Below are 12502 nucleotides of genomic sequence, written 5' to 3' on the forward strand. Positions count from 1 at the left end.
CTCGGCTGATCGCGCGCTAGCCAGCCCGCGCCGTGGGCCTGCGGACCGCTCCCGCCTCAGTCGTGACGCCGCTTGGCCTCGGCCCATAGCTCGCTAGACAGCCAGCCGCCCCCAGCCGCGAAGCGGCTGGGGGCGGCAGGCGTCGTGTCAGCGGTGACGGGGCCAGGCCGGGCCGTCAGCGGCGGCGTCGGGCCACGTAGAGGACGTCGGTCGCGAACGCGGTGCCCAGGCGGGTGCGGGCCAGCAGGCCGTCCAGCGACGGGGCGACCCACTTGAGCGGGGCGTGCCGATAGAAGCCCTGGGTCAGCAGCGAGAAGCCTTGCGTCGTGACGAGCTCGAAGCCGTGCCGGTCGAACAGCCGCTCCACCTCGGCGCGGCTGAGTTCGTTGAACCAGTCGGTCTCGCCCGGGCCGAGTGCCTTGCGTAGGTGGCGTAGGGAACGGGCGTTGCCGTGGTTCTCGCACACGAGCAGGCCCGAGTCCGCGTCGGGGAGCATTCCGGCCGCGAAGTCCAGGGCACGGTCGCGGACCGCGTCGGAGACGTTGAGCAGGAGCCGGAACATGGTGACCAGGGTGGGGCGTGAGTCCGAAGTGGGGAGTGGTCCGTCCTCGTCGATGACGTGCAACTGTCCCGGAGTGCCCAGGGCGTGGGCCTTGGCAAGCATCGCCTCGGAGGTGTCGTACCCGTGGGAAGTACGGACCAGGCCGTCGAGCATGCGCGCCACTCGTCCGGTCCCGCAGGCGAAGTCGTGGTGCTCCGGCGCGTCGTCGAAGGCCTCGGTGATGAACCCGCGCAGCCACTGCCGCTGTCTTTCGGAGACCACCGACGAGAAGGTGCCGTTGGCGTAGACCTCGTCGGCGTACTTGTCGACGGCAGCGGAATCTCGGAAGACATCGGTGTAATCAGTGCGCATGGTTGGTATTTTCACGTATCCGTCGTGGTGAACAGGGTTTTGCGGGCACGCCACGCCGACAGCGGGTAGATCACCGCGCAGCCGCCGATCGCGACCGCCAACGCGGCCTCCCCGGCCAGGGCGGCCACGCCGGGGATGAGTCCACAGCACAGTCCCGACAGCGCCATCGCCTTGAGGGTCGCGCGGCCGATCGGGTGCAGCCGGTAGACCCGCGCCAGTTGCAGCAGCGGCATCAGGTTGTTGACCGCGATGCCCGCCGTCCAGCCGATCGCCGCCCCCAGGATCCCGATCCGGGGGATCAGCAGCAGGTCGACGACGATGTTGACCGCGAACGCGGCGGCCACGTTGTACAGCTGCCAGCCGGTGCGTCCGGCCATCACCAGGACACTGTCGACGACGCCGCACGCGGTGGCCAGCAGCATCCCGGCGGCCAGTACCCACACCACCGCGATCGCCTCGCCGGTGACGTACTCGGGTCCGAAGACCCGCAGGTACCAGGGCGCGGCGAGTGCCACCAGCAGATAGACCGGCCAGCAGGCCAGCACGATCCACGAGGTCGTGGTGCGGTACAGCGTCGAGGCGGTGGCGTAGTCGCGGCCGGACATGCTGGTGGCCAGTCGAGGCTGTACCGCGGTGCCGATCGCGCCCGAGATGAGCTGCCCGACGGTGACGAAGCGGGTGGCCACCGTGTAGACGGCCGCCTGCGCGAAGCCCAGCAGCGTCGCCACCAGCAGGATGTCCAGCCGCTGCAAGCCAAGCTGCGCGACCCCCGCCAGCGCCCGGGGCGCCGTGTACGTCCAGAACGGACGCAGCTGCTGAGTCCACGAGGGACTGTCAGGGTCGGGCGGGTCGCGGCGCAACCGCAACCGCACCACGTGCGCCGACAGCAGCGCCGCCGGAAGGAACGGCAACGCCCACGCCACCGTCACCGTGAACACCCCGGTCTGCCAGCCGAGGACGATCGCCGCCAGCAGCACCACCTGGGTGCCCGAGCGGCCGAGCTTGTCGATGAGGACGGACTCCCGCATTCCGCCGAAGCCGCGACTGGCCGCCAGCAGCGCCTCCATCAGCACCGCCGCCGGAAGGAACACCGCCAGCACCCGCAGGATGCCGGCGCTGGCGAAGGACTCGGCGAACACCAGGCCCGCCACGGCGAACACCAGCGACAGCGCGCACACCGGCACCAGCGCGGCGGTCAGCATCGACCGCAGTTCGCCGTGCCGCCCCTCCTGACGCAGCCGGGCGAACCAGTACACCAGCCCGGTCGGGGTTCCCAGTCGGGCGATGGCCAGCGCCAGCAGGAACGCCGTGGTCGCGGTGAAGAACTGCCCCGCGACCCGCGGCCCGAGTCCGGCGGCCACCAGCCAGGTGATGACCAGTCCGCTCAGTCCCGCCACCGCCGCCCCGGCCAGGTTCACCAGGCCGCCACGGGCGGTGGCGCGCAGCACTGTGGATGGTTGGCGGAGGCGAGGCGGTGCCGCCTCGGCTACCTGCGCCATGACGGATCGGCGCCCAGCCAGTCGCGCAGCCGGGCGTCGAAGGGTTCGAAGTACTCCGACAGCGACACGTCCAGCGCCGAGTTCTTCGCGGCGGCGCGGGGGCGGGCGTTGTGCTTGGCGAAGTTCGGTTTGCCCAGCAGCGGCAGACCGAGGAAGTCGAGCACCCGGGTGTAGACGTTCACCGGGTCGGCGAAGAACTCTCCACTGTCGACGACGTGGATGCGTTCTGGGGACACGACCTTGGCGATGCGCTCCAGGTGCTCGGTGTAGCGGCCCCGGGCCCGGTAGGCGTGGTGCTGATGGCTGAAGCTGTAGTAGTGCGAGTCCCAGGACAGCCGGTCGGCCTCACCGGCCAGCCGCTCGTCCTCGGCGGCCAGCGCCGCCTCGAAGTCGGTGTGCGGCTCGAAGCCGCGGGCCACCTCGTGGGCGTGCTGGGACCGGGCCCGCTCCACCGGGTCGCGCACCAGCACGATGAGCTTCACGCCGGGCAGGTCGCGGGCGAACCGCTCGGCGGCCAGCGGGTGGTACAGGTAGTACGGGCTGGACTCGAAGGCCTGCGCCGCCAGGCCGGTGTGCTCACTGATGCGGATCGCGCCCGCCCGGGTGGGGAAGTGCGCCTGATACCAGGGCAGGCCGTTGTCGTAGCCGGTGTCGAAGAAGTGGACACCCTTGTGGAGGATCGGCTTGAGGATGGCCGGGTGGGTCGACAGCGCCCGGTACAGCGTCGTCGTACCGCACCGCTGCCCGCCGCACAGAAGGAATCCGGGCAGCAGCCGGGAGGCGGCGGTCAGTCTGCCGTAGGCACGCGATCCTGAGTGGATGATGCGCTTGACCGGCGCCGGGACCCGCTCGGTCCGCAGTTTGATCACAGGACGATTCCTCCTTCTGCGGCGACATGACGCAGCAAAGTGGGCAGTAGCCAGCGGCCGAGTGCGCCCAGCGGCGCACCCGCCTCGGCCTGCCGGTCGGTGAGATACCGGGTGGCAAGGTCCACCAGGTACAACAGCACGGTGACCCGGGCCGCCTGCGGCTCCACCCCGAAGGGCTTGAGCAGCCGGTGACTGCGGGCCAGCAATGACAGCACGGCCGTGGTGGGGTCGGCCGCCCGGGTGACGATATCGCGTTGCAGCGCGTAGTGGACGGCGTCGAAACCCATCGGAACCCCCGACGTGAACCGCTCGAAATCCCACAGCAGGATGTCCTCGGCCAGCATCGACATGTTCCACGGCGACCAGTCGCCGTGCCAGGATCCGAAGCGCAGCAGCTGATCCCGGTTGCGCTCCAGCAGCTGCCGGGCCGCGTCCACGAGCGTCGCGGCGTCGGTGCCGGGCCGTTCGGCCACCACGGCCAGCCGTCGGTCCAGGCAGGCGACGTAGTCGCTGCGCGACAGCAGCGAGTCCTCGACACCCAGACAGGTGGCCAGTTCGGTCATGGCGTCGGTGAGCCGGTCGGGGTCGGTGCGCACCGGACGGCGCCAGCCGGGCAGCGCCTCCTGGATCAGCACCGCGTGCGGACCCCAGGTTCCGGAGTGGACGATCTTCGGGATGCGCAGGTTGCTCAGGTTGATCCCGGCCAGGGTGCGCAGCGCCGTGGTCTCGGCGGCCACCAGCTCCCGGGTCAGTCCGGTGGTGCCCAGCTTCGCGAAGCCGATGGTCTCGGCGTCGTCGTCCAGGATCTGCAGCACCGGTTTGCGGTTGGCCCGCGCCGGTCCGATATGGATGCCGAGGTGGACCTCGGTGTCCAGCACCTGGCTGAGGTGCCCGGCGATGTTCTCGCCCGACAGCGGCAGCGCCATCCGGTGCGGCAGCGCCAGTTTGTCGGTGCCGGTCACCACCGCCAGCACCGCGGCGTCGCGTTTGAGCCGGGCCGACAGCGTCGCCGGGCGGGTGTAGCGCCGCAGCGCCGCGGCCGCCAGCCGCCGCGACTCGGCGGGCACCAGCACCCGGGGCCGCCGCAGGCTCGGCACCACTATGTACTCCGCCTCGGCGTGTTCCCGCCCGCCGCACGGGGCGGGCGGGAACAGCAACGCCGTCACTTCCTCCAGGTAGTCGGCGCGACGGCTGCGGTCGTCCGTCGTGGCCACTCGTCCGCTTGTCATGTCGTCCCCTCCACGGCACGGTCGCGTTCGTTGCGCCACAACAGGGCGTAACACAGCAGGGTGATCACCAAAGGCGCCACCAGGGCGTTGTAATAGAACATCGAGGTCAAGGACAGCACCATCACCACCGAGGCGACGATGCCGATGGCGCTGTGGTCACGGCGAAACCGCCACAGCACGGCGACGAAGAAACCGACGAACGCCAGCGCGCCGGTGACGCCGTGCGCGAACAGCACCTGCCACAGCTGGCCGTTGCCGCCCAGCGTCCGGCCGCCGCAGCGCGGGCATTCCTTGGTGGGGCCGACGGCGATCGACTCGCCCGAACCCACCGTCTGCCGGGTGGACCCGAAACCCAGGATCGGCGACTCCGGCACCGCCGCGAGGGCCCGCATGGTCGCGTAGCCCCGGCCGTCGTCGGAGTGACCGTTGGCGGCCCGGGCGGCCACGATCTGCCCCAGCGGGGTCACCAGCACCGCCGCCAGCGCGACCACGCCGGTGACGGCCAGTACGGTCAGCGGCCACCATCGTCCACAGGCGAGGAACCGGACGGCGACGAAGACCCCGGCCACGGCCAGGTTCAGCCACAGGCCCCGGTTCATCGAGTAGACCGTTGGAATCAGTGCCACCGCGAGGATCGCCACCGCCGCGTACTTCACGCGCGGGCGAACCGGATAGCAGGCCACGGCCACCGCGATCCAGGGCGCGGCGATGGCCAGCATGTTCCCCCAGGTGTTGGTGTAACCCCAGGGAGCGGCGGGCCGGGGCGTCTCGTAGCCGAGGAAGTCCATCACCTGGGCGGCCTGCGGGTGCACAAGCGACTGTACGAACTGGTCCGAGGCGAGCGACTCGGGCAGCAGCGCCTCCATCGGCGAGGTGAACTCCAGATGCCCGGCCACGGTGCCCAACAGACCACCGACGACGGTGATGACACCCGTGGCGGCCAGCAGGTTGACAAGCCGCCGCCGTGGGAAGTCGCTTTCGGACAGATTCACCGTGTACAAGCAGATGATCGTAGCCGAGGCGTATCCGACCAGGCGAAATGCCACGCCGAAGACCCGTCCGGTCCAGGAACCGGCCATTGTGCCCTCGGGCGTGAGTCCGATCGCGACAGCGCTGACGAGCACGACCAGACAGAACAACAGCCAGATGCCGAAGCCCGGCGGGATCTCCACCCGATCACGGCGCAACAGCGAGATCGCCATCGGCACCGCCACGATGAAGAAGATCAGCCCGCCCAAACCCAACGCCCACCACAGCGGGAAGAACAGCAGCAGCCAGGTCAACGGAGCGCCGGGGCCGCGCAACAGCCCATGCCGCCCGACACCGGGTGCCAGCCCACCGACGAGCGCCGGCCGCACGGCTGAGCTGCCGCCCCGCCGCGCTGCGGGGTCGCCCGCTCGTGCTGTTCGGTCATGGGGGGCGGGGCTTCCGCCCGCCCGGCCGCTGGCCCGCGCTGCGGGCCTGTCGCCCGCAAGCGCGCTCCGGCCAGCGGACGCGGGACTGTCGCCTGCCTGGGCTGTTCGGCCATCGGATGCCGGGCTCTCGCCCGCTCGCGTTGCTCGGTCATGGGACTCGGAGCTTGTCGCTGGCGTGCGGCTGGTGGCCGACGTGGTGTGGCGGTTCGGCCCGCCTGGCGTCGCCAGCTGGGGACCGCCCGACCCGGGTCCGGGCCGGTCAGTCGTCATTGTCGCCCGAAGCGGTGGCGGCGGGGACGGGTTCGTCCTCGATGCGGGGCAGCGACTCGGTCGGGGTGTCGTCACCGGCGGGACGGCGTCCCGCCCGGCGGGGCCGGGGCGTCCGGCGCTTGCCGTCCTCGTGACTGGCCTCCGTGGACGGTACCTCGAGCGGGTCGACACGCGGGCTGGGCTGCCGAGGCAGCACCACGGCGCCCAGCAGTCGGGCCCCGACCCGGCGGACCGCCTGCACCGCCTCGGCGACGTCGCGGGCGGTGTCGTGGCCGCACTCGACGGCCAGCACCACGGCGTCGGCGTCGGTGGCCAGCGACTGGGCCTGGGCCGTCACCGCCATCGGGGCGGCGTCGACGACCACATAGGACGACTGGTCGCGCAGTCGGGTGTACAGCTCCGACATCGCCTCCCGCGAGGGGCCGGCCGCGGTGGCGCAACCGCCCGGGCCGATGACGTCGAGGGTGGGGTAGCGGGCGGCGCGGTGGGTGGCGGCCGACAGCTCGTCCCGGTCGGCGAGCACATCGGACAGACCCGGGACCGCGAGCGTGTCCAGCTGCGAGGTCACCGTGATCGGTCCGGCCGCGTGCGTCGACACCACGGTGGCGTTGTCCCCGGCGCGCGCCATCGCGGCGGCCAGGTTCGCGGTAACCACACTGGACGCCGAACCCGGCACCACGCCCGCCACGATGACGATCCCGGCGGTGCCGTCCAGGGCGGCGGCCACCTCGTTGCGGATCTTGCCGAACACCCGGCCGGGCGGCCCGAAGGCGGGGAAGACGTCGTCGCCACGCGGCACGGCACTGGCGGGAACCGCCGCCAGCACGTCGACGCCGCAGCGGCGCGGCAGGTCGGCGGCGCTCCACAGCCGCACCGAGAACCGGCGCCGGAAGGCCACCGCGCCGATCCCGGCCAGCAGGCCCAGCAGGGCACCGGCGGCCAGCACGGTCGCGAGGTGCGGCGAGGTGGCGGCGGTCGGGACCCGGGCCGCGCTGATGATGCGGCCCGAACCCACCGACTCGGCGGCGGCACGCCAGCGGCCGCTGTTGGCCGACAGCTCGGCGATCTCGCCGTCCACCAGCTCGCGGTCCTTCTTGGCCTCGGCGAAGTCGGGGTCGGAGCTGTCCATCTTGTCCAGCCGCTCCACCAGCTTGCGCCGTTCGGCGTGCAGTCGCGACAGGTCGGACTCGGCGCCGTCGATCTGCTCCGACAGCCGGTCCCGGGCCGTCTCGGCCCGGTGCGTCAGATAGGCGGCGGCGAAGGCGCGGGCGCCGTTGCGGGCCGCGGCGGGTTCGTCGGCGACGAAGCCGATCTCGAGAATGGACGTGTTGGCGGGGACCGAGGCGACCACCTGCTCGGACAGCGCCACCGGATCGTTGTCGTTGAGGCTGTCGGCGGCGATGGTCGCCACGTCGGTGGAGGTCACCAGCTGGGCCTCGGTGTCCAGATTGATCTCGGACTTGGAGCGCTGGCCGGTGACGGCGGATTCCTCGGCGCCGGTGGGCTGCACCAGGACCGAGGTCGTCGAGATGTATTCGCGGGGAACGATCAGGGCGTAGGCTCCGGCGGCCGCGACGCCCAGCAGCGTCGCGCCGACGAGTAGCCAGCGGTGTCTGCGTGCGGAGTCCGCGAGGTCGCCGAGGGATGTTCCGGGGGAGGAGGTGACAGCGTCCACCGTCTAAAGGGGCCTTTCTGAAAGAAGGTATGCCACATTGAGTAACGAGGCACACCCGCCGAAGGTCACGGCCTGCCCGGGAATCTCGCACAATATGAAATCCGGGTGGTTGTCGGCGGGTTTCCCCCCATCTGACCTCGGAAAATGCACTAATGGGGGTACGGAGGTGAACGGGGTATGTGGAAGAAGCTGTGCACGAAGAAGGGCATCGCGTGGACGACGGTGGGCGCGGTGGCCGTGGCGGGATTCGGCGCGGGCTACGTCTTCGGGGCCTTCGACGGCCTGGCGGCCGCCGAAGGGGAACCCAACGGCGGCAACGACATCGCGGTGTCGGCCGACGCGTACACCTCCTCGGCCAAACCGGACCACAATGCCGGGTCGGTGACCCGGCTGCTGACCGGCGGCGGCGACGCGACCGGGGTGACGGTGACGTATCTGCGGTTCGCGCTCACCGAGGCCCAGGCCGCCGGGGGACTGGTGCTGCGGTTGCCGGTGGCCGAGACCGTCGACAACGAGCTCGTCGAGGTCGCTCACGTCTCTCCGGTGTGGTCGGAAAGCGACATCACCGCCGCCGAGTCACCGCCGATGGGTTCGGTGCTCGACACCACCCGTGCCTCCACACAGGCCAGTCAGCTGGAGTTCAACCTGCCCGCCGGTTCCCTGCGCGCGGGGGACGTCGCCTTCGCCGTCACCACCCCGGCCGCCAAGGCCACCCTCAGTTTCCACTCCCGTGAGTCCGGTGTGGACGCTGCGAGGCTCAGTCCGGTCCGCGCCGAGTCGGTCGCGGACGAACCGCTGCCCCGGCAGCCGGAGAAGGGCGGCTCGTGTCCGGTGGGCGCCAAGCTGGTGCCCTACTGCGGCGCGCTGCTGGGCGTGGCCCCCGGCGCCCACACCGACGGCTCCAAGACCGCCGCGCTGCGCAACTTCGAGGACAACACCGGCCGGGGCCAGCACATCTACCACAGTTACCACCGCGGCGACGTCATGTTCCCCACCCGCGAGGAGATCGCGGTGGCCACCGAGGCGGACAACCCGCGGGTGCTGTTCCTCAACTGGAAACCCCGGGGCGCCAGCTGGGCCGAGATCGCGGCGGGTGATCCGGCGACCGACGCCTACCTGGAGCGGCTCGCGGCCCACATCACCACGTACTACGGCGACAAACCGTTCTTCTTCACCGTGCACCACGAGCCCGAGGACGACGTGCGCGCCGACCCCGAGTCGGGGTACACCGCGCCCGACTACGCGGCCATGTTCGGTCATGTCGTCAACAAGCTCCGCGCCGAAGGCGTGTCCAACATGGTCTCCGTCATGGTCTACATGGCGTATCTGAAGTGGACCCAGCAGGACTGGCACGACGAGCTGTACCCGGGCGACTCAGTCGTCGACTGGGTCGCCTGGGACACATACGGCTACAGCGATCCCGGCTACGGCCACGGCGACTTCGCCGACATCGTCAACCGGGAGGGCACCCAGGGCCAGAACTGGCCCGGCTTCTACCGCTGGGCGGCCGAGACCTTCCCCGGCAAACCGCTCATGGTCGCCGAATGGGGAGTCTGGTACTCCAGCCGCAATCCCGACCACCAGGCCGAGGTCTTCGCGGGTGCCGCCGACCAGCTGGCGCACTTCCCGCGCCTGAAGGCGGTGGTGTACTTCGAATCGGCCAGCGCCGAGGGCCGCGACTCCCGGGTCGACGTCAGCCCCAAGGCCCTGGACGCCTACCGCCGCTTCACCGACTCGCGCGCGTTCTCGGTGGATCTCGGCCTGGGATGAGCGGTCGCTACAGCGCCTTTCGGACGGCGGGCACGTAACCGTCCCGTTGTCCGGCGGCGTTGGGGTGGTAGGAGCCGTCGAGGGATTCGCCCTTGACATACGGCTCGGGGGAACAGATCCCGTGGCCCTCGAACTGGGACACCGGGTCGGCGAAGCCGAAGCCCGCCGCGTCGGCGACCTCGGCGGTGACGGCGTTGAGGGCTTCGGCGAAGGTGTTGGCGCGTCGCTGCTCGGCGACGCTGAAGCCCGGCGCGGAGTCGCATTCCTTCTCGTGGAACGGCTTCGGGTAGCCCACGACGATGATCCGCGCGTCGGGCGCGGCCTCGGACATGTCGGCGTAGAGGTCGGCCAGTTCGCCGGCGAGGCGGTCGCGGGCGTCCTGCTCGGCCTGGTCGATGCGGTCCACACACTCGTCGTCGCTGCCGTTGGCACACGTGACGATGATGCCGCCGAAGCCGATGTCGTTGCCCCCCACCGAGATCGTCACATGCGTGGTCTTGTCCGACAACGCCGACAACTGTTCCGCGCGTACATCCGGGATCGTGGCGCCACCGCAGGCGACGAAGTCCACATCGGCCGAGAACTCGTCCGCCAACAGTGGACCGTAGGCGTTGGCCGAGCGCCCGCAACCGGAGTCGTCGTAGTCTCCGGCACCGACACCTGAGGAATAGGAGTCGCCCATGGCGACCTGACGCATCGGCTTCGCCCCGGCGACGATGACCGCCGTCGATTCGGAGCCGGCGAAGGCCACCACCGATCCGGCGGCGACGATGCCGACGACACCCAGCACGGCGAGACGAAGCGCTCGGGACCGGTTCACACATCCTCCTGCGGGTTGACTGGCTCCGACGAATGCTTCCAGACGAATCGCCCAGCCGCCACTCACCGCCAGCCCGGCTCCCGGACCGAAGCGGCGTCGATTGTCCGATTGTCAACAAGCGCCTTGCCGACAGCACCGGCTTTCTGTTACGGTCTGCCACCACCCCGGGTCCGGCACGGCCAGGCACGGGCCTGCCTGAGTCCCCTACGGCTGGAGTTCGTCATCGTCGCCCCGGCAACACCCCAACAGTCCCCGCAAGCCCAACCCTCGGACGTACGACGCGCGGTCGGCGCAGCGGCCATGGGCAACTTCATCGAGTGGTTCGACTTCGGTGTCTACGCCTACCTGGCCGGAACCATCGCCGCCGTCTTCTTCCCGACCGGGAACCCCGAGGACGGGCTGCTGTTCGCCTTCGGCGCGTTCGCGCTGTCGTTCCTGATCCGACCGCTGGGCGGCCTGTTCTTCGGCCCGCTGGGCGACCGCATCGGACGCCAGAAGGTGCTGGCGCTGACGATCATCCTGATGTCGGGCGCGACCATGGTCATCGGCCTGCTGCCCAGCTACAACACCATCGGCCTGGCCGCGCCGATCCTGCTGCTGCTGTGCCGCCTGGTGCAGGGCTTCTCCACCGGCGGCGAGTACGGCGGCGCCGCCACCTTCATCGCCGAGTACGCCCCCGACCGCAGGCGCGGCTTCTTCGGCAGCTTCCTCGAGTTCGGGACGCTTGGCGGCACCATCGTGGCCGCCGGGCTGACGGTCACGCTCACCACCACGCTGTCCGAGACCGCGATGCTGTCGTGGGGCTGGCGGATCCCGTTCCTGGTGGCCTGCCCGCTGGGCCTGTTCGGGCTGTACCTGCGGTACAAACTGGAGGACACCCCGGCGTTCAAGGACCTGGAGCACAAGCACGAGGTCGCCAACTCGCCGCTGCGGGACTGCCTGCGCAAGGACTGGCGGCCGCTGCTGATCTGCGTCGGCATCGTGATCATCCTGAACGTCTCGTACTACACCGTCCTGACGTACATGCCCAGCTACCTGACCGGCGTCCTCAAACTGACCGAGACCCAGGGTCTGCTGGTGAGCATCGTGATGATGGCCGTCATGATGGCGCTCATCGCGCCGTTCGGGGCGCTGTCGGACCGGGTGGGCCGCAAACCGCTGCTGCTGGCCGCCGCCATCGGGTTCATCGTGTTCGCCTACCCGGCGTTCCTGCTCATGCAGGCCGGGACGGTCGTGTCCATCGGACTGGGCATGCTCATCATCGGACTGTTCCTGGTGATCCTGCAGGGGACGATTCCCTCCGCGCTGCCAGCGCTGTTCCCGACGCAGGTCCGCTACGGCGCCTTCGCGATCAGCTACAACGTGTCCACGTCGCTGTTCGGCGGCACCGCCCCGGTCGTGATCGCGTTCCTGGGCACCCGACTGGGCGCCCCGGAGTACATGCCCGCCTTCTACCTGATGGCGGCCGCGGCGATCGCGATCGTGCCGATCGTGCTGTCCCCGGAGACGGCCCGCAAACCGTTGCGGGTGCGCAAACCCGCCGTCGTCGTGGCCGGTCCCAAGCCGCTGGCGGCCGAGGGCACGGCTGGCTGAACCGACGCCGTCGCGGTCACTTCCGCGTCAGCTCGGCGACGAGCTCGGTGCGGTCGAAGAAGACCTCGTTGCGGGCGATCAAACCGTCTCGCAACTGGACGGTGCAGACGCCGTTCGCGACCACGACCCGGTCGCGAACGGGAATGTCGGCCCGCCAGTGGTTGAGGAACCCGCCGTCCAACGGGGTCGCCCGGGTCTGGGTCCACACCCAGTCCGGGAACCGGCCCAGCAGTTTCGCGAAGTAGTCCAGCAGCACCGCTTGGCCCTGGATGCCCTGCGGGACGGCGGGATCGGCGTAGAAGGCGTCCTCGGTGTAGAACGCGGCCAGCCGCTTGGGGTCGTTGCCGGTCCAGGCGGGCAGCCAGCGCCCGGCGAAGCGGCTGGCCTCGGCCGGGGTCAGCCCGTCGAACCGGCTTCGCGGCGGGTCGGCTTGCTCGGGAGGCGTCATG

Annotated in this window: 10 protein-coding genes; 2 read left to right on the forward strand and 8 right to left on the reverse strand. The window is 70.5% G+C overall.

Annotation, left to right across the window (positions count from 1 at the left end):
• Nucleotides 1–175: 175 nt before the first annotated feature.
• The 6 genes from SNAS_RS04660 to SNAS_RS04685 all read right to left on the reverse strand — a co-directional run bounded on the left by SNAS_RS04660 (nt 176) and on the right by SNAS_RS04685 (nt 7870).
• On the reverse strand, nt 176–913 hold the full coding sequence (locus SNAS_RS04660) for a methyltransferase domain-containing protein (RefSeq protein ID WP_013016226.1): 738 nt from the start codon (nt 911–913) through the stop codon (nt 176–178).
• 11 nt (nt 914–924) lie between these two features.
• Nucleotides 925–2412: a lipopolysaccharide biosynthesis protein gene (locus SNAS_RS04665; protein WP_013016227.1), complete on the reverse strand. Its 1488-nt coding sequence runs from the start codon at nt 2410–2412 to the stop codon at nt 925–927.
• Nucleotides 2400–3281, reverse strand: a complete 882-nt coding sequence (locus SNAS_RS04670; protein WP_013016228.1) for a sulfotransferase domain-containing protein — start codon at nt 3279–3281, stop codon at nt 2400–2402. The genes SNAS_RS04665 and SNAS_RS04670 overlap by 13 nt, the downstream gene beginning before the upstream one ends.
• Nucleotides 3278–4510, reverse strand: a complete 1233-nt coding sequence (locus SNAS_RS04675) for a hypothetical protein (protein ID WP_013016229.1) — start codon at nt 4508–4510, stop codon at nt 3278–3280. The genes SNAS_RS04670 and SNAS_RS04675 overlap by 4 nt, the downstream gene beginning before the upstream one ends.
• Entirely contained in the window at nt 4507–5868 is a 1362-nt protein-coding gene (locus SNAS_RS04680; RefSeq protein WP_013016230.1) for an O-antigen ligase family protein, read from the reverse strand. The genes SNAS_RS04675 and SNAS_RS04680 overlap by 4 nt, the downstream gene beginning before the upstream one ends.
• 316 nt (nt 5869–6184) lie before the next feature.
• Nucleotides 6185–7870, reverse strand: a complete 1686-nt coding sequence (locus tag SNAS_RS04685) for a Wzz/FepE/Etk N-terminal domain-containing protein (RefSeq protein ID WP_013016231.1) — start codon at nt 7868–7870, stop codon at nt 6185–6187.
• Nucleotides 7871–8047: 177 nt separating this feature from the next.
• Here SNAS_RS04685 and SNAS_RS32385 point away from each other — a divergent pair, with 177 nt between their 5' ends.
• Nucleotides 8048–9640 carry a glycoside hydrolase family 26 protein gene (locus tag SNAS_RS32385; RefSeq protein ID WP_013016232.1) on the forward strand — a complete coding sequence of 531 codons (1593 nt, stop codon included), beginning with the start codon at nt 8048–8050 and terminating at the stop codon, nt 9638–9640.
• Nucleotides 9641–9647: 7 nt separating this feature from the next.
• On the opposite strand, the gene SNAS_RS04695 is transcribed toward SNAS_RS32385, so the two are convergent.
• On the reverse strand, nt 9648–10460 hold the full coding sequence (locus tag SNAS_RS04695; RefSeq protein WP_013016233.1) for an SGNH/GDSL hydrolase family protein: 813 nt from the start codon (nt 10458–10460) through the stop codon (nt 9648–9650).
• A 300-nt stretch (nt 10461–10760) separates the two neighbouring features.
• Here SNAS_RS04695 and SNAS_RS04700 point away from each other — a divergent pair, with 300 nt between their 5' ends.
• Nucleotides 10761–12053 carry an MFS transporter gene (locus tag SNAS_RS04700; RefSeq protein WP_013016234.1) on the forward strand — a complete coding sequence of 431 codons (1293 nt, stop codon included), beginning with the start codon at nt 10761–10763 and terminating at the stop codon, nt 12051–12053.
• 16 nt (nt 12054–12069) lie between these two features.
• Here SNAS_RS04700 and SNAS_RS04705 read toward each other — a convergent pair whose 3' ends face one another.
• Nucleotides 12070–12501, reverse strand: a complete 432-nt coding sequence (locus tag SNAS_RS04705; protein WP_013016235.1) for a nuclear transport factor 2 family protein — start codon at nt 12499–12501, stop codon at nt 12070–12072.
• Nucleotide 12502: the final 1 nt, after the last annotated feature.

It is taken from the genome of Stackebrandtia nassauensis DSM 44728, from assembly GCF_000024545.1.
GTDB classification, from domain to species: Bacteria; Actinomycetota; Actinomycetes; order Mycobacteriales; family Micromonosporaceae; genus Stackebrandtia; species Stackebrandtia nassauensis.

Coding starts and splice junctions, on each gene's coding strand:
- SNAS_RS04700 (WP_013016234.1), top strand. CDS start 10,761: ATGGGCAACTTCATCGAGTGGTTCGACTTCGGTGTCTACGCCTACCTG.
- SNAS_RS32385 (WP_013016232.1), top strand. CDS start 8,048: ATGTGGAAGAAGCTGTGCACGAAGAAGGGCATCGCGTGGACGACGGTG.
- SNAS_RS04675 (WP_013016229.1), bottom strand. CDS start 4,510: ATGACAAGCGGACGAGTGGCCACGACGGACGACCGCAGCCGTCGCGCC.
- SNAS_RS04665 (WP_013016227.1), bottom strand. CDS start 2,412: ATGGCGCAGGTAGCCGAGGCGGCACCGCCTCGCCTCCGCCAACCATCC.
- SNAS_RS04705 (WP_013016235.1), bottom strand. CDS start 12,501: ATGACGCCTCCCGAGCAAGCCGACCCGCCGCGAAGCCGGTTCGACGGG.
- SNAS_RS04660 (WP_013016226.1), bottom strand. CDS start 913: ATGCGCACTGATTACACCGATGTCTTCCGAGATTCCGCTGCCGTCGAC.